The organism is Candidatus Endomicrobiellum trichonymphae (genome assembly GCF_002355835.1).
Classification (GTDB): Bacteria; Elusimicrobiota; Endomicrobiia; order Endomicrobiales; family Endomicrobiaceae; genus Endomicrobiellum; species Endomicrobiellum trichonymphae.
Genome location: NZ_AP017459.1, coordinates 538,208 through 558,824 on the forward strand (window position 1 = coordinate 538,208; position 20,617 = coordinate 558,824).

The 20,617-nt window shown below is 32.8% G+C and carries 21 protein-coding genes and 1 pseudogene; 13 read left to right on the top strand and 9 right to left on the bottom strand.

Features of this window, described 5'->3' with window-relative positions; genetic code table 11:
- The first annotated feature begins 221 nt into the window (after positions 1–221).
- The 5 genes and pseudogenes from RSTT_RS07055 to holA all read left to right on the top strand — a co-directional run bounded on the left by RSTT_RS07055 (position 222) and on the right by holA (position 8,198).
- Positions 222–711 (top strand): annotated as a pseudogene (locus tag RSTT_RS07055) (MlaE family ABC transporter permease).
- Positions 712–1,448: 737 nt separating this feature from the next.
- Positions 1,449–2,576, top strand: a complete 1,128-nt coding sequence (gene hemW, locus RSTT_RS02690) for a radical SAM family heme chaperone HemW (RefSeq protein WP_096525580.1) — start codon at positions 1,449–1,451, stop codon at positions 2,574–2,576.
- Positions 2,577–2,779: 203 nt separating this feature from the next.
- Complete coding sequence (gene secA / locus RSTT_RS02695) at positions 2,780–5,362, top strand: preprotein translocase subunit SecA (RefSeq protein WP_096525581.1); 2,583 nt, start codon at positions 2,780–2,782, stop codon at positions 5,360–5,362.
- Positions 5,363–5,518: 156 nt separating this feature from the next.
- The gene (gene lnt / locus RSTT_RS02700; protein WP_096525582.1) at positions 5,519–7,066 is read left to right on the top strand and encodes an apolipoprotein N-acyltransferase; all 1,548 of its coding nucleotides are present in this window, start codon (positions 5,519–5,521) and stop codon (positions 7,064–7,066) included.
- Between the two features lie 112 nt (positions 7,067–7,178).
- Positions 7,179–8,198, top strand: a complete 1,020-nt coding sequence (holA, locus tag RSTT_RS02705) for a DNA polymerase III subunit delta (RefSeq protein ID WP_096525583.1) — start codon at positions 7,179–7,181, stop codon at positions 8,196–8,198.
- Between the two features lie 150 nt (positions 8,199–8,348).
- Here the strand turns inward: holA and rpsT are convergent, their stop codons facing one another.
- From rpsT to RSTT_RS02735, 6 genes are all read right to left on the bottom strand, one after another.
- Positions 8,349–8,633, bottom strand: coding sequence for a 30S ribosomal protein S20 (rpsT, locus tag RSTT_RS02710; RefSeq protein ID WP_015423380.1), 285 nt, complete (start codon positions 8,631–8,633; stop codon positions 8,349–8,351).
- Positions 8,634–8,693: 60 nt separating this feature from the next.
- On the bottom strand, positions 8,694–9,437 hold the full coding sequence (locus RSTT_RS02715) for a HesA/MoeB/ThiF family protein (RefSeq protein WP_015423381.1): 744 nt from the start codon (positions 9,435–9,437) through the stop codon (positions 8,694–8,696).
- 1 nt (position 9,438) lies between these two features.
- Positions 9,439–9,642, bottom strand: coding sequence for a sulfur carrier protein ThiS (gene thiS / locus RSTT_RS02720; RefSeq protein WP_096525584.1), 204 nt, complete (start codon positions 9,640–9,642; stop codon positions 9,439–9,441).
- Entirely contained in the window at positions 9,629–10,264 is a 636-nt protein-coding gene (gene thiE, locus RSTT_RS02725) for a thiamine phosphate synthase (RefSeq protein ID WP_015423383.1), read from the bottom strand. The genes thiS and thiE overlap by 14 nt, the downstream gene beginning before the upstream one ends.
- Positions 10,261–11,367 (bottom strand): 2-iminoacetate synthase ThiH, encoded by a 1,107-nt coding sequence (gene thiH / locus RSTT_RS02730; protein ID WP_015423384.1) that lies wholly within the window; start codon positions 11,365–11,367, stop codon positions 10,261–10,263. The genes thiE and thiH overlap by 4 nt, the downstream gene beginning before the upstream one ends.
- A 135-nt stretch (positions 11,368–11,502) precedes the next feature.
- Positions 11,503–12,273, bottom strand: coding sequence for a thiazole synthase (locus tag RSTT_RS02735; protein ID WP_015423385.1), 771 nt, complete (start codon positions 12,271–12,273; stop codon positions 11,503–11,505).
- Between the two features lie 760 nt (positions 12,274–13,033).
- On the opposite strand from RSTT_RS02735, the gene RSTT_RS02740 reads away from it, so the two are divergent.
- The 7 genes from RSTT_RS02740 (at position 13,034) to RSTT_RS02770 (ending at position 18,815) form a co-directional block, all read left to right on the top strand.
- The gene (locus RSTT_RS02740; protein WP_172412835.1) at positions 13,034–13,774 is read left to right on the top strand and encodes a tetratricopeptide repeat protein; all 741 of its coding nucleotides are present in this window, start codon (positions 13,034–13,036) and stop codon (positions 13,772–13,774) included.
- Complete coding sequence (nadD, locus tag RSTT_RS02745; RefSeq protein ID WP_015423387.1) at positions 13,767–14,348, top strand: nicotinate (nicotinamide) nucleotide adenylyltransferase; 582 nt, start codon at positions 13,767–13,769, stop codon at positions 14,346–14,348. Before RSTT_RS02740 ends, nadD begins: the two co-directional genes overlap by 8 nt.
- Positions 14,349–14,511: 163 nt before the next feature.
- On the top strand, positions 14,512–15,108 hold the full coding sequence (gene yqeK / locus RSTT_RS02750; protein WP_096525586.1) for a bis(5'-nucleosyl)-tetraphosphatase (symmetrical) YqeK: 597 nt from the start codon (positions 14,512–14,514) through the stop codon (positions 15,106–15,108).
- Positions 15,080–16,117, top strand: coding sequence for a LytR C-terminal domain-containing protein (locus RSTT_RS02755; protein ID WP_096525587.1), 1,038 nt, complete (start codon positions 15,080–15,082; stop codon positions 16,115–16,117). Before yqeK ends, RSTT_RS02755 begins: the two co-directional genes overlap by 29 nt.
- Before the next feature lie 26 nt (positions 16,118–16,143).
- Positions 16,144–16,596 carry a ribosome silencing factor gene (gene rsfS / locus RSTT_RS02760; protein WP_149030023.1) on the top strand — a complete coding sequence of 151 codons (453 nt, stop codon included), beginning with the start codon at positions 16,144–16,146 and terminating at the stop codon, positions 16,594–16,596.
- A gap of 270 nt (positions 16,597–16,866) precedes the next feature.
- On the top strand, positions 16,867–17,592 hold the full coding sequence (locus RSTT_RS02765; RefSeq protein WP_197702035.1) for an MvaI/BcnI family restriction endonuclease: 726 nt from the start codon (positions 16,867–16,869) through the stop codon (positions 17,590–17,592).
- A complete protein-coding gene (locus RSTT_RS02770; RefSeq protein ID WP_096525589.1) occupies positions 17,589–18,815 on the top strand; it encodes a modification methylase in 1,227 nt (408 codons plus the stop codon). The genes RSTT_RS02765 and RSTT_RS02770 overlap by 4 nt, the downstream gene beginning before the upstream one ends.
- Before the next feature lie 14 nt (positions 18,816–18,829).
- Here RSTT_RS02770 and RSTT_RS02775 read toward each other — a convergent pair whose 3' ends face one another.
- The 3 genes from RSTT_RS02775 to RSTT_RS02785 form a co-directional block, all read right to left on the bottom strand.
- Complete coding sequence (locus RSTT_RS02775) at positions 18,830–19,204, bottom strand: hypothetical protein (protein WP_096525590.1); 375 nt, start codon at positions 19,202–19,204, stop codon at positions 18,830–18,832.
- Positions 19,147–19,626: a hypothetical protein gene (locus RSTT_RS02780; protein ID WP_149030024.1), complete on the bottom strand. Its 480-nt coding sequence runs from the start codon at positions 19,624–19,626 to the stop codon at positions 19,147–19,149. Before RSTT_RS02780 ends, RSTT_RS02775 begins: the two co-directional genes overlap by 58 nt.
- 65 nt (positions 19,627–19,691) lie before the next feature.
- On the bottom strand, positions 19,692–20,258 hold the full coding sequence (locus RSTT_RS02785) for a hypothetical protein (protein WP_096525592.1): 567 nt from the start codon (positions 20,256–20,258) through the stop codon (positions 19,692–19,694).
- Positions 20,259–20,262: 4 nt separating this feature from the next.
- On the opposite strand from RSTT_RS02785, the gene RSTT_RS02790 reads away from it, so the two are divergent.
- Complete coding sequence (locus RSTT_RS02790; RefSeq protein ID WP_149030025.1) at positions 20,263–20,547, top strand: hypothetical protein; 285 nt, start codon at positions 20,263–20,265, stop codon at positions 20,545–20,547.
- Positions 20,548–20,617 lie beyond the last annotated feature (70 nt).

A 20,617-nucleotide genomic window follows, 5' to 3' on the forward strand; every position in this document is an offset into this window, starting at 1 on the left:
AAAGTCAGCAGTGTATTATTGGGGAATTGATATGAACAACGGCGCAATATATAAATTTTATATGTTTTTTAACAGATTCTCTGCGCAAAACAGATATAGTTCTACGCTGTTCTGGCAGTACAGTACATTAATAATACTTACGTCTTTTTTCATCGGAATGGTTTTTTCTCTTCAGACTGGTTCTGCAACTACAAATATTTTTAACCAATTTTTTCTTGACTATGGAATTATGTCCCGTTCTTACGGCGATAGTTATAACCGGAAGAATCGGAGCCGCAATTACGGCAGAACTCGGCACAATGAAAATTACAGAACAACTTGACGCTTTATATATGCTTGGGATAAGTCCTGTGAGATTTCTTGCCGTCCCAAGACTCTTAGCCTGTTTTTTATGGCGCTTACGGCGGTTGCCAATATAATCGGAATATGCGGCGGTATGATTCTTACAACAAGTTTATGGGAAGTTTCTTCAAGTTCATACTGGTCTGAAGTTTTGGATTTTATGAGGGTGTCAACTTTTTTTCATGGTTTTATAAAATCGGTTTTTTCGCTTTGATTATCGCAATAATTTTGGCATGCATGCTACACACAAAAGGAGGGTCAGAAGGCGTCAGAAGAGCAGCCACAAGTTCTGTTATGTATTCAATGCTATTTATTTTGATTTCAGATTATTTTTTAACATTGCTGTTAATAACATTAATTATAAAATAAATTGAAAAAGAGCGGAGATGGGAATTAGAAAGGGAGTAAGTGGAAAAAGGCAGAGCGGCGAAAGAAAAAAAGTGTAATTGATATTTAACAGTTTATACCGGATAGACAAAGATGACAAAGTGGTGAAAAATTTATAATATAACTGAAGTAAATTGATGTTAAAATAAATTTAATATCCTAAAAATAGTATTTAGTACATAGAAACTAAAGTTGGATAATCTTCCGAAAAAAAGTTGTGTGCGAAACCAGTTTTTGTTGGATATTCAACACCTGACTTGTCTCTCAAAGTTAGCGAACTAAAAAATTTTTCTGTCTAATTTGAGGACAAAGAGTCTTGGTATTTATTTTAAGCGACCTAACTCGTTTCAATTACGATTAACATAGTCCGATCCGGTTGAAAAGTCTAAAAAGGATACGTCCATTCCTAGTTTATTACCAGTATCCTACCATGAATAAACACTTAATTTGACTATTAATAGCACAATCACTCACTAATGGATTGACAAAACCATACACGGGTTTAAAGTGTTAGCTACAACAAGTGATATACAAATGCTTAAAAACCAGATACTATATCAAATTTTTAATTCTTTTTGACAATCACAGGAAGCGGAATGTAATTTACGGAAAAACTAAGCAAGAAAAAAGTAATAAAAAAGCGAAGAAACAATATGCCGCTGTGCGCACATTATATCTTGCCGGATATAAGCAAGTAGTAAATATAGAATTTAATTAATATGACATGCTTATACATACACATTCCATTCTGTAAACAAAAATGCCTTTACTGCAGTTTCTTTTCTGTAAAATATGATAATGTTTTGGCAAACAGATATGTTGATGCTTTAATAGAGCATGTAGGACAATTTAAAAATGAAAATATACTTTCAATATATGTCGGCGGAGGAACGCCGTCAGTGTTATCTTCAGAGCAAATACAAAAGCTTCTGCAAGCGCTAAGTGATATTTTAAACTTGTCGACAATAAAAGAATTCACATTCGAGTTAAACCCCGAATCGGTTTCAAAAGAAAAATTGCATATTCTTAAACAGCTCGGAGTAAACAGATTAAGCATAGGACTCCAATCAGTAGAAGATAAATCTCTTAAATTTTTGGGCAGACTACACAGTTTTAAAACTTTTTGTTATGTTTATGACACGGCAAGGAAAGAAGGATTTACTAATATCAATATTGATTTAATATACGGTCTGCCAAAGCAAACGTTGGAAGATTGGGAACAAGTTCTAAAAAAAACTTTGCTATTTAACAGCGAACATTTATCTCTCTATCCCTTCTCGGTGGAAGAGAATACTCCTTTTTACAAAAACGGCATAATTACAAACGACGATATTCAAAGAGATATATATGACGAAAGTATGAAAATTTTGACAAATAATGGATACAATCATTACGAGATTTCAAACTGGTCTAAAAAAGAAAGAGAATCTTTTCACAATACAAATTACTGGCGTAATCTTGAATACATAGGTCTAGGGGCGGGAGCCTCAGGATATTTAAAAAGAAGAAGATATAAAAATATTGAAAATATTGAAAAATATATTGAGTTATGTTCATCATTGCAAGTGGTGAAAGGAGATTGTTTCAGACAGTACAGCAATCTGTCATTTTTAGAAACAGAGAATGAATATATAGACAGTAAACTTTATAAAACAGAAACCATTATGCTCGGATTAAGACTTTTAGACGAAGGGATAAATATTAGTTGTTTTAATAATCCTAAACATTACTACATACTCTTAGAATGTTTAAAAAACAAAATGCTGAATAGAAAAGGTGGCAGAATAAAGCTTGCCAAAGAATATATTTTTGTTTTCAATCAAATCGTTTTAAAATTTATGGAGTAAAACGCATAAAGTTAAAAGACAAAAGATTTCGATTTCTACAAGTATTCATCCACAAATGATTTTGTAATGACAATGTCTGCATTTTTCATATAAAAAAGCCTAAATTTATATCATTATATTGATAAATTGTGAAAGCAGTCAACTAAATTATATAATTAATAAAACAAACAACATATAAAAAAATATAAAGGACAGGTTAAGATATGTTAAAAACTATCTTAGTTGCAATCTTTGGCTCTCAAAACGATAGAGATATAAAAGCTATACAACCGGTAATTGAAAAAATCAATGCTTTAGAGCCTTACATAAAAAAACTTACGGATGTCGAGTTAAAAGAAAAAACCGTGGAATTCAGAGAGCGCCTTTCAAAAGGAGAAACACTAGATGATGTTCTACCTGAAGCTTTTGCATGTGTAAGAGAAGCTTCGGTAAGGACGATAGGGTTAAGGCATTTTGACGTACAGCTCATAGGAGGGTACATACTCCATAAAGGCAAAATTGCAGAGATGAAAACTGGAGAAGGTAAAACTTTGGTTGCTACACTTGCTGCCTATCTCAATGCTCTGCCTCAAACCGGTGTCCATATAGTAACCGTTAATGACTATCTTGCGAAAAGAGATAAAGAATGGATGGGCGTAGTTTATGAAAAACTCGGACTTACAGTCGGCAATGTGGGAAACGAAACAAAAAATGAAGAGAGAAGAATGGCTTATAACTGCGATATAACTTACATCACAAACAATGAGATCGGCTTTGATTACTTAAGAGATAACATGGTTATTGCAAAGGAGGACAGAGTCCTCCGTCCTCTAAACTATGCAATTATAGATGAAGTCGATTCAATTTTAATCGACGAAGCAAGAACGCCGCTTATTATTTCAGGCGCATGCGCAGAGTCAACCGATAAATATTATATTTCAGACAGAATTGTCCCCAGGCTTAAAGGAAGAATAATTACCGAGAATGAAGAAATAAAAGCGAAGTATGCTGATGTTGATTTGGCAAAAGGCTACGATTATCTTATTGATGAAAAAAATCATTCGGCAGTTTTAACGGAACAGGGTGTTCAAAAAGCCGAAAAAATGTTGGGGGTAAAAAATATTTATGATGATTTACAGTCCGAGTGGGTGCATCATTTAACACAGGCTATAAAAGCCCACAATCTTTATCGCAGAGATATCGAATATGTAGTGAAAGACGGCAAAGTTATTATTGTTGACGAATTTACTGGGAGACTTATGCCGGGAAGAAGATGGTCTGACGGGCTTCATCAGTCGATTGAAGTAAAAGAAAACTTAAAAATTGCCGATGAAAACCAGACACTTGCAACAATAACGTTTCAGAATTTTTTCAGAATGTATAAAAAAATTGCAGGTATGACCGGAACCGCAACGACAGAATCTGAGGAGTTCTGGGAAATTTACAAACTCGGTGTCATTGAAGTGCCGACAAATAATCCGATGATAAGGAAGGATTACCATGATGTTATATACAGAACTGAAAGAGAAAAAGACAATGCCGTAGTAAATGAAATTGAATCTTTGTGGAAAAAAGGACAGCCTGTTCTTGTTGGAACAAGGTCAATCGAAAAGTCCGAAAAAATTTCGACAATGCTTCGAATAAAAGGCATCCCGCATAAGGTTTTAAACGCTAAGTATCATGAACTTGAAGCTCAGATTATTGCAGGTGCCGGCACAAAAAGCGCGGTCACAATAGCTACAAATATGGCCGGTAGAGGAACTGATATTCTTCTTGGAGCAGGCGATGCTGTTCAAAACGAAGAGGTTAAAAAATCCGGTGGGCTTCACATAATAGGCACGGAAAGACATGAATCGCGAAGAATAGACAATCAGTTGAGAGGACGCTCAGGCAGACAGGGAGATCCTGGATCTTCAAAATTCTTTCTTTCTATGGAAGACGAGCTTATGCGTCTTTTTGGTTCCGATAAAATGTCTGTGATAATGCAAAAACTAGGTTTAAAAGAAAATGAAGATATACAACATCTGTGGATATCAAAAGCCGTGGAAAATGCTCAGAAAAAAGTCGAAGGAATGAATTTTGACATAAGAAAACGGCTTATAGATTTTGACAATGTTATGAACAAGCAGAGAGAAGCTGTTTACAAATTAAGAAACGAGATTCTTGAAGGGCAAGATATAACAGACACTATTAAAGATATGATAAGCGAGTCGATAGAAGAAAAAATCACTGCATGGGCAGTCGGGAAATATACGGAAGAATGGGATTGGGCAAGTATAGATGTGTGGCTTCTTAGAACTTTTGGAATTAAATATGAAACCGGGAATAAAGACGAAATAAGCAATCTGTCGAGAGAATCCGCTCAGTCCGCTATTTCCGGGAAAGTTTTTGAAGCGTATGAACATAGAAAGGAGCAACTTACGCCGGAGTTAATGTTAAATATGCAGAGAATAGTACTTTTGCAAATGATAGATTCTTCATGGCGGGATCACCTGTATGAACTTGATCAGTTAAGACACGATATCGGTTTTAGAGCCTATGCACAGAAAGATCCTAAAGTTGAATATCAGAAAGAATCTTTTGCTTTGTTTGAATCTATGATGAATAGAGTAAGGGACAATACGATAGAATATATATTTAAAGTTCAAATTGATGCAAAATTACAGAAAATGGCTATTCAGACAACAAATTCTGATTTCAGAAAGAATGATGGCAAGAAAATAAATAAAGGATCAAATAAGATAGGAAGAAATGATCAATGTCCGTGCGGAAGTGGAAAGAAGTTTAAGAAATGCTGCGGCGCTTAAAGGGTATAAAATGATTTTTGCCACTCCTACAGCAGAACTGCTAAAAGCAAACACAAAATAAGTGGAGCAAGTCTCTCAACTTTCGGTTGTTTGATTACAAATCAACTAATTTATTCAGGATGATGGCACGGATATTGAAGATGTAACTTGAAAACGATGTCAAGACTTGCAAAATTTAAAATTTCCATGAATCTAAAAAAAATTATATTATGCATAATAACCGCTCTATTGGCAGTTTGTTCATTTCCTAAAATAAATCTGTTTTTCTTAGCGTGGGTGGCATTTATCCCGCTTATTTTCGTAATAACCAGATCCGGATTAAAAGATTCTTTCTTTTATGGACTTATTTCTGGATTTGTTTTTAATGCGGCGGGACTTTACTGGCTTATTCCAATGCTTAAGTTTAACACCGGTTCTTATGTACAGGCAGTAACAGCGGCTTGCACTTTGTGGATATATCTTGCGCTTTACTGGGGAATATGGTGTTTATATTTAAATTTCTCACAAAATATCCTGAGTAATACTTTAAAAAATTATTTGTATTCGAACACTCTTATAATTCTTTTTGGCTCGTGTATATGGGTTTTACTTGAATATATTAGGACGTATTTTCTTACCGGTTTCCCATGGATGCTTATCGGGTACTCTCAGTTTAAATTTACTGAAATTATACAAATAGCCGAATTTACTGGCGTATACGGCGTATCTTTTCTTATAATATTTTGTAATTTGTGTTTCTATTTTTGGATTTCAACCCAAAAAGGAAATAAATATTTATATACGGCTCTGGTTCTTACCGTCGCGATCTCAATATTTGGAGCAGTTAGAGCATATAAATTCAGATTTTTCGGAGATCAGGAATTTACCGTTTCTATTGTACAACCCAATGTCGATCAGGATAAAAAATGGGATCAGTTTTATAAAAGCGACATATTATCTAATCTCAAAGAATATGCTTTTAAAATTGCCGAAAATAAAACCGATTTGATTATATGGCCAGAAACCGTGCTTCCGGGTTCGATCCCCGAAGATAAGCAGTCGTATGAAAGTATAAAATATATGGTAAAAACAGCAGGCGGGTTTAATATTATCGGCTCTGCGTATAATAATGATTTTAACGCTGCTTTGGCTTTTACTGAAAGTGACGGTGAATATAAAGCGGTACATAAAAAAAATCATCTAGTGCCTTTTGGGGAGTATATTCCGTTTAGAAATTTATTTTCAAGGTTTTTTGGCATTTTAAATCAGATGGGCGATTCTAAGAAAGGGCAAGACACGAATGTTTTTGACAACGGTAAAATATATGCTGGAGCAGTTATTTGTTCTGAGAATTTCTTTCCGGATATTTCAAGAAACTTCATTCTTTCCGGAGCGAAAGTTCTTACAAACCATACAAACGATGCGTGGTTTTTTAATACTGCTGCACCGCATCAACATTTTATTATGAATATATTCCGAGCAGTTGAGAATCGCAAAGCTGTTATAGTGTCTGCAAATTCTGGGATTTCTGGAATCATTGAAGCATCAGGGGTAATCGCTGAAAAAACTGCATCATCAGAAAGTATAATACTTACAGGCAAATTTCTTCAAAATAATTTTAAAACTTTCTATACTAAATACGGCGATTTATTTGTAAATATGTGCGCTGGATTACTTTTGGCGTTAGTATTGCTGGAGCTGTGCGTCAGAATCCGTAAAATCTAAAATAATTTCTATTCATTTGACGGTCGTAGAGCTCGGCGGTGGCATTCAGAAACGACGTCTGCCAGCAGACGGCAGCAATGACTGCAATAACTCTTAAAGAGTGATATATTTTATGAATATCTTAAAAATGCATGATTTTAACAAATTGATATCTCTCCAGAAAATATCATCCGTTTATTTACTTGCAGGCGAAGAATCTTATTTTATAAATATGTGTCTTAATAAAATAGAAAAATTCACCGCCACAGACGATTTAAACAGAGATGTTTTTTACGCCTCAGAATCTTCGGCAGATGATATTCTAAATGCTCTTCAGACACTTCCTTTTTTAAGCGAGATAAGAGTGGTTATCGTTAAAGGTGTCAATAAGATGAAAGCGATTGATGCCGAGAGGCTTACTGATTATTTGTCAAACACTATTGAAACGTCATGTCTTATACTTTTGTACTTTGATAATTATAAGAAAGAAACAGTCGCAAAAAGGAGAGAATTTATCAATAAATGCATTGCTTCAAAAAACTGTGTTTCTGTAAACTGTAGGAAACAATATGAAAACGAAGTAAAAGAATTTATAAAAAATGAATTTGCACAGAAAGGCAAAGAGGTTTCGTATGACGTAATTTCAAGAATTATTGAAGAAAACGGCAACGATTTGTTAAACATTTCAAACGAGATAGAAAAGTTGTCATTATTTGCAGGAAAAAATAAAAAAGATATAACGCAAGAGGATTTAGAAAAAATCAGCGGATATACAAAAGAAACAAGTATATACGCTTTGTCCTCTGAAATAGAAGCAAGAGATTTAAAAAAGACTATGTTTGTTTTAGAAAAACTTTTAAATGAAAGGGAAGAACCCGTGATAATTCTTTCCGCAATTTCTTCAGTCGTAAGAAAAATGCTTAATGCAAAAAGCATGATTGAAGAACAAGGACTATCTACCGCTGAAATTGCTTCCGCACTCAGAATACATGATTTTTATGCAGAAACTTTTTTTACAAATTTAAAAAAGTATAGTACAGATACATTGAAAGAAAGTCTAAAAACTATATTAAAAACCGATACCGCAATCAAAACCGGAAGTAATGACGCAGCGTCGGCATTGGAGAAAACCATATTATCTATCTGTAAATAAGCGCCTCGGTCTTGATTATCTTGAGATCGATTTATACGTCTGCAAATTTCTCGGTGATGTCTATGGTTCTTTTTCGTTCATTATTAGGGAATAAATAAAAAAACCCTGCTTTATTTTAAATAAAAGGTGTTTTTTTGATTTTATTGAAAACTACTTCGTTATTATTCCTGCTACAAGTTTAGACAGTCTTGCTTTCTTATTTGAAGCTGCTTTATAATGCACTATGTTTTTCTTTGCCGCTTTATCCCATTCTGAAAAAACCACGCTTAAATGTTCCTGAGCGACTTTTACATTATTATTTTTGACAGCTTCTTCAACTTTTTTTATTGAAGTTCTTATTTTGCTCTTTATTGCCTTATTTCTTTCAGTTCTTTTTTTTGTTTTCCTTGCTTCTTTAAGAGTAGATGTATGTCTGCCAGTTTTAAGCTTTGCCATTACAAATTCCTCCGACACTTTTTGTAAATTATACACTAAAACTCTTAGTATAGTCAAATTTTACTCAACGCTTATATGGCAAGCTTTACAGTTTTTTCTTTTTATAACTTCTTTAACCCTGTATATATTTTCAATACCGTTAAAGATTAAAATCTTATTTTTAAGACAATGAAGCCCCAAAATAAGTTTTACTGTTTCTAAAGCCTGCATAGTCCCTATTATTCCTGCTATTGCACCAAGTATTCCGAATGTTTTTGATGTCAGATCAGTCGACGGCTTAAAAGGATATATACATTGGAAACAGCTTGTATTTTCTTTCGGCACTATTGTAGTTAAAATTCCTTCAAATTCGCATACTGCGCCGCATATCAGTGGCACGGAATTTTTATAAGCTGCCGTATTTATCAAATACCTACTTGGAAAGTTGTCGGTGGCATCTATTAAAACATCGTAATTTTTAAAAATGTCGCCAGTAGTATCTTCCGTAAGTCTTTCTGAATATGCCCTGACTTTAACATCTGGATTAAATTTTTCAAGTTTTTCTTTTGCAATTTGTGCTTTTTGTTTTCCCATTTCTGCCTGAGTATAAAGAATTTGTCTGTTTAAGTTGCTTATCGATACAATGTTAAAATCACACAGACCGATATATCCTATACCTGCCGCCGCAAGATATGTAAGAGCGGGACTTCCAAGTCCTCCCGCTCCGCACACAAGAACTCTTGCATTGAAAAGTTTTTTCTGTCCCGCTTCTCCTACATCTTTAAGCAGAAGCTGCCTTTGGTATCTTTCAATATCATTTTGCATTTTATCCGCCTCCTACAAATCTCAATACTTCAAGCGTATCCCCATCTTTAAGCATAATTTCTGCAATGCTTCCTGGATTTATAACCTCTAAGTTGTGTTCTACTGTTACACCTATCGGATCAATGTTATTGCTTTTAAGAAAATCAGCTATGCTCGCATTTTCTTTCACTTCTTTGTTTTTGCCGTTGACTTTAACAGTAATCATTCATTGCCTCCTTTACTTTTTTGACGGTAAATTCTATATTTTCTGATGCTGTTATCTCAGTTACCATACATATGTTTTCGGGATTATATCTGTAAATTTCTAAAAGGTTTGAGAATTTAATACCGCCTATTGCAACTTTTGGAATGTTAATATTTTTTACGCAAAAATCCAAATACCCAAGCCCTACGGGATCTACAACGTTATCTTTTGTAAAAGTTTTGTATATAGGACCTACACCTATATAATCGGCTCCATGTTCTGCGGCAAGCAGCGCTTGTTTCGGCAAATGAGTCGATATTCCTATAGTTATGTCAGGTCCGGCAATTCCCCTAGCCTTTGCAAGCGGCAAATCGTCTTGTCCCAAATGAATACCTTCGCTTTGAATAGATAAAGCTATGTCAATATCATCGTTTATTATAAAAAACACATTATAATCTAGAGTCAGTCTGCGTATAATTTCGCACTGTTTGAATTTTTCAAGTTTTGTTTTATATTTATCGCGATACTGAAGAATTTTTATTCCTGCGTCAAGCATTTCTTTTACTACGGAAATATTATCTTTTCCGTTCGAAAAGTTTTCCGCTGTTATTGCATATAATCCTTTTGGTATTTGTTTTTTCATAGTATAGTCCAGTCTTTCATTAACGGTTGATAATCTTTTTTGTATATCATTTTTTTTACTTCATCAACCGTAGCGGTATCGTTTATTTTAAATTGTCCGTCAGAGCATTTCCTTTTCTCAGCGTAACCGCCGACTTCAGTGCTTGATCCTGCTGACATTTTTGTAATGCCCAAAGGTATCAGATTACTTCTCAACTCTTTACTCTCGCGGGTAGATACCGCTATGCTTATACGGTTTATAAAAAGTCTTACCGCACAAATTGCCTGAATAAGATTCTTATCGGATATCACAGTCTTAGGCTTATACGTTCCCACAGCAGGACGAAGTCTTGGGAAAGACATACCGATTTCTGCCGATGAGAAACTTTTTTGAAGATATTTCGCGTGAATACCCGCAAAAAATATTTCGCTTACAAAATCATTTAATCCAAGCAACACTCCAACATTTAAATTCCTGTAGTTTGCTTTGCCCGCTCTTTTGCATGTATCCAAACGATATTTGTAATCCGACTTCGCACCTTGCGTATGAAGCAGTTTGTAAAGTTCTTCATTATAAGTTTCCTGATAAATCGTAAGTCCGTCAGCTCCGGCGTCGGCAAGTTCTTTATATCCTGATTCCTCTAAAGGATAGATTTCTATATCAACAACATCAAAATAATTTTTTAATATTTCAACACATTTTTTTAAATAACTCAGCGGAGTTTTTACGCTGCTTTCTCCAGTAACAAGAAGTATGTGCCGTATGCCGTATTCTGAAACTATTTTACAGTTTTCTTCAATTTCTTCAAAAGAAAGAACTTTTCGTTTTATTTTATTTTTTGTTGAAAAACCGCAGTAAATGCAGTTATTTATACAAAAATTTGAAACGTATAAAGGAGCGTACAAGAGTATGCCTTTGCCGAAATGTTTTATCGATGTTTCATGCGCTTTTTGCGCCATTTCTTCAATATGGTTTAGAGCCTTTGGGGAAAGAAGATTTAAAAAATCCATATCATTCAAAATTTCTTTTTGCATAGAACTTTCAACCATTTTATCGGAAACGCCGGTGGTATAATTTTCAAAATCAAATGTATTGTATTGTCGTTTGATGTCGTAAAAAGTCATAATTATCCTCTATTCTTCAAATCAAGTATTATACAGAACCGCACAAAAAAACTGAATGCTTTGAAACACACCCGACTTAAGTAAGCATACCAAACAAAAACTGATTCTAGCCGAAAGCGGCGACAACACAACAGGTCAATTCAAAAAATCTGTTAGCGGCGATGAGGCTTTCGCTCTATCTGATACTGCTCCGAGTTTTGCCAAAAACGCTTTTCTTCCGGCATTAACTGCGTCTTTAAAAGCTTCAGCCATTAAAACCGGATTTTGACTTGAAGAAATTGAAGTATTTATCATAACTGCGGCACATCCCATTTCCATACATTCGCAGGCATCAGACGGTTTGCCTATCCCTGCGTCAACTATTATCGGAGCGATAATTTCTTCAGTTAAAATTCTTATCATTTCCTTTGTTTTTAATCCTTTATTTGTTCCAATAGGTGATCCTAAAGGCATAACTGCCGCCACTCCGGCATTTTGCATATCTCTTGCAGCATATAAATCCGCATTCATATACGCAAAAACTTTAAAGCCTTCTTTTGCAAGTATTTCGCACGCTTTTGCGGTTTGGTAATTATCAGGCAGAAGATACTTATTGTCATTTATTATTTCTATTTTAATTAAATCTGTTTTAGCGGCATTTTTTGCAATATGCGCAATACGCACTGCTTCGTCAGCATTTCTTGCTCCTGAAGTGTTCGGCATTACATGTATGTTTTCAGGTATGTAACTTAAAATATTTTCTTTCGGGTTTTGAAAATCAAATCTTCTCACGGCAACAGTCATAACTTGTGCCTGCGAAGACTTTATTATTTCAGGTATCAGTTTATTATTTGAAAACTTGCCGCTCCCTATGAAAATTCTACTTTTAAGTTCTATGCCTGCAATATTAAAAAAGTCTTTGTTCATATAGCCTCCCAATAAAATCGGCAATAAAAAACCCTTTAGGAAATTTTACCTAAAGGGATTATAAAGTACAATTTTTATATTCCCTGACGGTATTATCCATATCAGGTTCAAATGGTTAAAGAATTCAATCCTTCTCTCAGCCTTATGCGGATTAAAAAATCCGGCGAAGCACCCACAAAGTATCAAAAATCTCAAATCTGCCTTTACCATAATATCATAAAAGTTTCATATATACAATTCTATTTATAATTGTAGATTTCAGCAAAAGCAATATTGATTTTTCAAGCTACAGTAGGCTGAATAACCGTTAAGAATAATTAAAAAATACCAGTTTCTAACAACTTTTATTATAAAAGACCGGATTTTACGAAAATGAAAGCGAAAGGTTTTTTATCAATTTTGAATTTACTTAAATTAAGAATATTCTTATTGCTATTTTTAGATCAAAATGATAAAATAAAAGTGTATAATAGTAAAATAGTTTAAAACAGTCGTTTATATTTCAAAGTTTCTTTCATACCTCTCTGATTTTTTTGAAAGAAACAAAAACTCATATATGCGATTTTCAAATAAAATATATCAGTGGATAATGTTTTTTGAATGAACTTATTTCCCCGTACGGGTAGGACATATCATAATGACGTTGTCTGCTATAAGAATTTTTTCTGTTATCACTTTTCTGCCTAAACAATAATTAAGAATATTCTTATTGCTGTTTTTAGCGTAAAATATTAGCGAATATTCCATGATTAAAATAGATATGAAAAAAAATTTAGGGCTTATCGTTGTTTGTTTGTGTTTTAGCGCTTGTTTTGCCGAAAACAGGTATAAAACTCAGATAGCCAATGCTGAAGAGAGCTTTAAAAAAAGCAATTTTTCTAAAACTATTGAAATATATGAAAGTCTTGTACAAATAGAAAAAGTAAACAATCCATATATTTATTACAATCTTTCAAATGCATACTACAGAAACGGAAATCTCGGCAAATCAATTTTAAATATGGAAAAAGCATTGAGACTTGCCCCGCGCGATAGAGAAATAAAGAACAATGCGGAATACCTTAATACTGTTGCTGGACAAGTCCGGCGAAAAAATTTTCCAGATACTTTTTTACGATATTTTTCTCTAAATGAAATAACAACAGCATTCGCCGTTATCACAATTTTGTTTCTTACGGCACTGTCTTTATTTATTATAAAAAGAAAATTAATATTAAAAAAAGCTGTGGCAGTTTCAGTTGTTTTCTTAATTATATGTATACCGCTTTTTGCTTTAAAAGTTTACAGTGAAGTCGCGACAAAAGAAGCGGTTGTTCTTTCTGCTTCAAATATCAAAAGCGGTCCCGGTGAAAACAATCCTGACATTTTTATAATTCCGGAAGGTAAAATTGTATCGGTAATATTCGAGAACGGAAACTGGAACAATATAAAAACCGAATCCAAAAATAAAAGTCTTACAGGATGGATTGAAAAGAGTGCTTTAGGAAATATCAATGCATAAAGTAGCAATTTTCGGCGGATCTTTCGATCCCGTTCATAAATCGCACATTCAAATTGCGAAACTTGCATTTAAATCCCTTGATTTAAAAAAGATGATTTTTGTTATAGCCTATACTCCGCCGCACAAGACAAAACAATACGCATATATTGAAGACAGGATTTCCATGTTAAAACTTGCGACGGGAAATATGCAAAAAACTGAAATCAGTCTTTATGAAGCCCAGAAACTTGAAACGGTATATTCATATCAGACATTGGACTATTTTAATAGCTTATACCCTGAAGATGAAATATACATGGTCATAGGTTCGGATTCTCTTTTGGATTTACCGATTTGGAATAATATAGATTATATGGCAGGTCGTTATAAATTTATAGTGGCAAAGAGACATGGATTTGATGAAGTAAATAAAAACGTAAAATATTTAGACAGATGCGTTTTCATAGATAAGGAAACGGAAGATATTTCTTCCACGGAAATAAGAAGACTTGTAAAAGAAGATTATAAAAAAGCAGTTTCGATGCTTAATAAAAAGGTTTATAACTACATAATTCAAAACGGACTATACAAATAAAAATTTTTATCAGCTATATATAGTTTGTTCAGGAAAAGCCTAATTGCAGACCAAAACAGTAACACCGTACATCCGCGTGCTCGGTTCCAAACTGGTTTATCCACGCTGATGCCATGCGTCGATCTTAGTATGATGAAATATGATTTAAAACAAGAAAATAAATATGTGCAAAAACGCTGAAAAACAAATATTTGATTATTTATCTGAAAATTTAAGTCCTAAAAAACTCGAACATTCTTATAACGTCGCAATACTTGCCGCAGAACTTGCATCAAAACACAATCTGGATATAGTAAGGGTACGGACAGCAGGACTTCTGCATGATTGCGCAAAATTTATGACTGACGAAGAATTTATTGATTTTTTTAAAAAGCGTGACAAAACCTTAAAATATTTTAAAAAAGATGTAATTAAATTTTCGCCTCACCTTTTACACTCTTTTGCGGGAGAAATTATTGCGAAAGAAAAATTTAAAATAAAAAACAGAGATACTTTAAATGCGATAAAGAATCACACTCTCGGAAGAAAAAATATGCGCGCCATTGAGAAAATAATCTTTGTTGCGGATTGTGTTTCATACGACAGAAAATTGGAAGATGCGAAAAGAATACGAAATCTGGCAAAAAATGATCTAAATAAAGCTTTTTTTGAAGTGCTTACAAAAAAAATAGAACATATTATTGACAAGGGCATGTGGTTATGCCCGAAGATTATAGATACATGGAATTGGTATGTTTCAAACAATAAAAAAGATAATTAAAATATTAGCTCTTATTCTTCTTGTATTGATAACTGTAGCTGTATCTGCATATATCTATATCGATAAAAACGACGTAGTTACAAAAAAACTTAAAGGAAAAGATTATACCAGTTTTTCGATTTTACTGTACGGCACGGAAAAAATATTTCCCGGCCGCCTAGATGTATATACCGCTTTATATGACAAAAGAACTAATATTTTAAAAGTTTTGTCCGTAAACACTGATGCTGTCGTTCTTAAGAAAAGAGAAAAGGCAAGAAGCTTAAAAACGATGTTTAACGAAAATTCAAAAAAAGACATAAATGCCGCAATAAAAAAACTCTATCTGGATTTGTATGAAATCATAGGTAACGCCGCTGCAGCCGATTTTTATATTAACACAACTTTTGAAATGTTCGATATTGCTGCCGGGCGAAATAAAAAATTTTTAAAAGATAATTTTGAAAACAGAGATTTAGAGTCTTTAAACCGACTTGAAACAGTGGAATATTTTATGCATTTGCCATCTCCTGCAATAATGAAAATATACAAAAATTACGGCTTTTTTGATACAAACATTCCCAAATTGTCTTTTATGTCGTCAGCTTTAAGAACAAAATCTTTAAAACCGATACTTATGTTTTGCGAAATGCCCGTAAAATACACAAAAGCAAGAGTTGAATTTGACAAACAAAACATTGAAGAATTCTTAAATAAAATATATTATGCTGTCTCAGTTCCATATACAAATACAAAAGATGTGCTTATTGACATTAAAAACGCTTCAAAAAAACCGCGTATGGCAGAAAAAGCGGCATGGCTTCTAAGAAAAAATAAGCTTGATGTTTTGGAATGGAGCAATCTATATGCAACTTATGATAAGACTTTGATAAAAGATTATAAAGGAAATTTTATGCAAGCCTTAATAATTGCAGAAATCCTAAAGACAGGGAAAGTGATAGTTTCATATAATAATCGTATTTTTTCCGATATAGACATATTCATAGGCAAAGATTGTATAATAACATAACAACATTGATAAAAAAGAAGAATAAAATGGCAAAAATTAATTTTCTTGCATTGGCAGTTAAAGCGGCAGAAATAGCAGACGATAAGAAAGCAATTGATACGATTATTTTGGATATACGCGGCGTGACTGCTATTGCGAATTATTTTGTTATAACTACAGCACTCTCAACGCCGCAGATAAATGCAATATCGATTGGGATTGAAAAAATCTTTAAAGAACAGGATATAAAATCGCTTAGAAAAGACGGCGTATCCTCATCATCATGGAGAGTTATAGATTACGGCGGTATTGTCATACACGTTATGTCGACTGAAATAAGAGAATCGTATAAACTTGAAAAACTTTGGAAGAATTCAAAAGTCATTGAATCGAAAATATTAAAAGTTAAGTCTGAAAAACAGCTTGCGGACATTGAAAGTAAATCTGCAAAAACAAAAAAAGAATTAAAAAAACTGAAAAATCAATTAAGGATGAAATAGAGAAAAAAATAAGAATTTGTTTAGCAGTGAAATGGGCATCACTGTCAATACAAACGGGTTGGATTGACAATAAATTTGAACAAATAATAATATCGCTTATTCTGTTCGGTATATTTGGAAATCCAAATGGCATTTGCAATATTTATATTATTCCTTGAACACGAACAAGCGTCATGATTGACAAAAGTATCCGGCAAACATATATTATACAATATTATACAAATCTTTGCTTCTAGAGTTCTATTTACCAATTGAACTCGTTGTATTATTTTGTTTCAAGAAGTACATCAGCGTGTTATAAAAGCAAAAGATATGAAATTAGAAGAATTTAAAACTAAATTTATAAAGTTAAAAGAAGAAGGATATATACTTTCTAAAAGAAGTGGTCCCACTGGTATAGGATATACTTTAGAATCCTCTTTGGGAATTTTGGAAAATAATAATGCTAAACCGGATATAGAAGGTGCTGAACTAAAAGCTCATCGTACGAAAGAAAAATCTCTTATCACGCTGTTTACTTTCAATAATAAAGTTTGGGAAATGCCGCCTTTGGAAGCAATTAAGAAATATGGCAGTCTTGATACAAATGGAAGAAAAGGATTATATTATACAATGTCTTTAAAACCTAATAGTACAGGATTGTTTCTTGAAGTTACAAAAGCAGCAATTTCAGTAAGGCATATATCTGGAGAGATAGTTGCTTCATGGAGTTTACAAAACTTAGCTGATAGATTTATTCAAAAAATACCGTCATTAATTTTTGTTTCAGCACATACGGAAGAAAGGGCAGGAAAAGAATATTTCCATTTTTATCGTGCGCAATTAATGAAAGGGACTTCGTCGGAGTTATTAGAAAATCAATTTAAAGAAGAAAATATTTTAGTAGACTTAAGACTGCATGACAAAGGAACAAGCGCGCGAAATCATGGTACAGGCTTTAGGATTTATGAGCATAAAATGCCGGAGTTATTTAAGAGTATAGAGGACATAGTATGAAATATCTGATAACGAGAAATGAAAAATATGATTTTTTAGGACAGTCCTATGCTACGCAGTACCCGAATATTCATAAATATCCTGCTACTATGATTCCTCAAATAGGAATAGAATTATTGAAAGAAATGAATATAGATAACGACAAACTTCTTGATCCGTATTGTGGTTCAGGTTCTTCTTTTACTGCAGGATTAGAAAATGGCTTTTCAGAAATGGATGGGTTTGATATTAATCCCTTAGCTGTTCTTATTTCAAGAACAAAATTCTCGAAAATAGATATAGATAAAGTTGAGATTATAAAACAGAATTTACGAGGTGATATATATGATTTTATAAGACGGGAATATAATATAAGTAATATTCAAATTACGCAGTATGCCAATATTGATTATTGGTTTTCAAAGCCGGTTCTGCAAAACTTATCAGTATTGAAATGTTTTATAAATAAAATTGATAAAGATATTCAACAAATATTTTTGGTTCCATTTTCTGAAACAATAAGGGAATGTTCTTATACAAAAAACAATGAGTTCAAATTATATAGAATTAAACCGGAAGAGGTTTTACGATTTAATCCCGACGTATTTAGCGTTTTCTTTAATAAATTAAATAAAATTATTGAAATATATAAGAAGTATTATCTGCCTAAAGTAAATAACTTAAAAGTTAATATACATTGCTCAGAGTTTGTAAATGCAAATAGGAAATATGGTGTTGTATTGACAAGTCCGCCGTATGGCGATAGTTTTACAACTGTTGCTTATGGTCAGTTTTCTATGTTCAGCAATCAATGGCTTGGTTTTAAAAATGCAAGACAAATAGACAATATGCTTATGGGCGGACGCAATGTCAAACAAATATATAATAATAGTATTATAACTGACTATGTAAAAGAAATTTCAATAAAATCCTCTAAACGGGCATTAGAGGTTTCATCATTTTATTTTGACTTAGGCAGGTCAATAACAAATGTTGCCAAAAGCGTTAAAAAGAAAGGAGTTGTTTTTTACATAACTGGAAATAGAAGAGTGCAAGATGTTCAATTGCCGACGGATCAATTTATAGCTGAACAATTTGAACAAAATGGTTTTAATCATCTCTTTACCTATGAAAGGCTTTTATCAAATAAGTCAATGCCGTTAAAAAACTCGCCGTCTAATAAAGCAGGTTATACAAGAGACACTATGATGAAAGAATACATTGTCGCAATGTCAAAACAATAAATATATCTGGTTTATTATAATACTAGATTATCTTTTAGTTCATTAACGTAGTTATTAATATTACCTTCAGGAATATCGTACATATCTTTTATCCTTGTACAAACAAATCTAAACTCATCGCTAAATCTCCTTTGAAAACCAATCCGTTCAAACAAACTAAAGTATTCCAAAATTTTAATTTTTTCTTTTGTTTCTTTGGAATCAATCAGTTTTTCATCACTTACGTATTTAAGCCAGATATCGTCAAGATTTTCTAAATATTGTTCCGGATTTTTTAAAATATTCTCTGCAACAATTATTGCTGCCCTGGCAAATCCTTCGCAAAGTCTTACTATTTTATTACAAGTGTTATTCGGCAGGGTTGGAGAATCCTCTTTAATAAGTCCCAAAAGAGCAGATTCTGTATAAATACTTTATCTTCATCAACTCTTCTTGTATCAACAAAATTAGAATTATATATAGTAATAAGTTTTAAATTACTCACATTGTACTCAACATCATTAAATATTTGTTTTGCATTTTTACTATCACATTCGTCAATAACCAAAATCAAAGACACATTTTTATTTATATTAATATAGTTTTTCAATCTTGAATTATTATATTCTTCAGGGGATTTAAAAAAGATACAATTACGCTTTAAATCATTGTCGCTTAATATTTGAATAACTGTCTTTGTTTTACCTATTCCCGATGCTCCTAATATTCTTATATGCATAGCTATATTGCTTTTGTTTTGAGCTTTCAATAATTTTAGAGCGCTGGAAATAATATTTGTTCTATGCTCATCTTCAAAATATTTGTTTTTCAAATCGCTCTGTTGAGATATAGTTTTATATAAAGTATAAGCTGAACTTATTAGTTCTGTCTTTATATTTAACAATAAGCATGGATAATTTTTTTCATAACGCTATTTATATGTTCATATCCCCACACATGTACCTTACAATTAGAATAACCGCATTGATTAAAGTATTCTTTAAGAAAATTAATCGCGGCAATTCGATCTTTTTCTACGAATGTATGTTTAAATGTCACATAAACATAAGCAGCCTCATTATCTAAACAGTCTCTAATAGCAGGTTTTAGTTTATTTTTTATCTCATGTGTCCGTTTGGGGGGATCTCTCGTTAATTTATCAATTTCTTCAATATTGCAGCCAAATAATTCGTTTACAATAGTACTTTTATTCCAAGGCTTGCTACCAGATTCTGTCTTTATTTGAAAACGAACATCATCAGCAATAATAATATCGCTTCTTATACCATTCATGCTTTTTATAACAGCATCAATGCCGCCATCAGGACATGTTATATCTTGGGAGCAATTAATGTAAGTCAGCGGAATGCCATTTTTGACTGCTTCCAAACGAAGAAGTTCTTTAAATAAATTAACAGCTTCTTCAGGTTTATAATTTGACAACTCTTTGCTTAACTTGAACATACAAATGCTCCTTGTTCCATACTATCTGTTTATGCATATACTGCAAGGAGAAACCACTTTATATATTTCTTCAAGAATTTTCCAAAACTGGCTCAAAAAAAATTGGTGGAAGAAAAATGTTCATGCATTTAAATATGAAGGATTTGCAGAAAATATGCCAGAAACTTTAGTAGAATTTTTTAATAAAGAATTGCCAGAATGCCCGACGGATGTTAAAGATAACATACTTCAAAACCAATTTGATAATTACAATGACATAAATAACAAAAAAAATTATTTCAAAGTATAGCTTGTCAACGAAATAACAATGTTTTTGAGAAACTAAAAAAAAAAAAAACGAGAATTTAAATGAAGAAACT

Bases quoted from the DNA above. Each gene is read 5' to 3' on its own strand.
- thiH (WP_015423384.1), bottom strand. From the start codon at position 11,367: ATGACTTTTTACGACATCAAACGACAATACAATACATTTGATTTTGAA.
- RSTT_RS02790 (WP_149030025.1), top strand. From the start codon at position 20,263: ATGCTCCTTGTTCCATACTATCTGTTTATGCATATACTGCAAGGAGAA.
- RSTT_RS02740 (WP_172412835.1), top strand. From the start codon at position 13,034: ATGAAAAAAAATTTAGGGCTTATCGTTGTTTGTTTGTGTTTTAGCGCT.
- RSTT_RS02735 (WP_015423385.1), bottom strand. From the start codon at position 12,273: ATGAACAAAGACTTTTTTAATATTGCAGGCATAGAACTTAAAAGTAGA.
- lnt (WP_096525582.1), top strand. From the start codon at position 5,519: ATGTCAAGACTTGCAAAATTTAAAATTTCCATGAATCTAAAAAAAATT.
- secA (WP_096525581.1), top strand. From the start codon at position 2,780: ATGTTAAAAACTATCTTAGTTGCAATCTTTGGCTCTCAAAACGATAGA.
- RSTT_RS02785 (WP_096525592.1), bottom strand. From the start codon at position 20,258: ATGTTCAAGTTAAGCAAAGAGTTGTCAAATTATAAACCTGAAGAAGCT.
- RSTT_RS02755 (WP_096525587.1), top strand. From the start codon at position 15,080: ATGTTTCAAACAATAAAAAAGATAATTAAAATATTAGCTCTTATTCTT.
- rpsT (WP_015423380.1), bottom strand. From the start codon at position 8,633: ATGGCAAAGCTTAAAACTGGCAGACATACATCTACTCTTAAAGAAGCA.
- holA (WP_096525583.1), top strand. From the start codon at position 7,179: ATGAATATCTTAAAAATGCATGATTTTAACAAATTGATATCTCTCCAG.
- RSTT_RS02715 (WP_015423381.1), bottom strand. From the start codon at position 9,437: ATGCAAAATGATATTGAAAGATACCAAAGGCAGCTTCTGCTTAAAGAT.
- rsfS (WP_149030023.1), top strand. From the start codon at position 16,144: ATGGCAAAAATTAATTTTCTTGCATTGGCAGTTAAAGCGGCAGAAATA.
- thiS (WP_096525584.1), bottom strand. From the start codon at position 9,642: ATGATTACTGTTAAAGTCAACGGCAAAAACAAAGAAGTGAAAGAAAAT.
- yqeK (WP_096525586.1), top strand. From the start codon at position 14,512: ATGTGCAAAAACGCTGAAAAACAAATATTTGATTATTTATCTGAAAAT.
- nadD (WP_015423387.1), top strand. From the start codon at position 13,767: ATGCATAAAGTAGCAATTTTCGGCGGATCTTTCGATCCCGTTCATAAA.
- hemW (WP_096525580.1), top strand. From the start codon at position 1,449: ATGACATGCTTATACATACACATTCCATTCTGTAAACAAAAATGCCTT.
- RSTT_RS02770 (WP_096525589.1), top strand. From the start codon at position 17,589: ATGAAATATCTGATAACGAGAAATGAAAAATATGATTTTTTAGGACAG.
- thiE (WP_015423383.1), bottom strand. From the start codon at position 10,264: ATGAAAAAACAAATACCAAAAGGATTATATGCAATAACAGCGGAAAAC.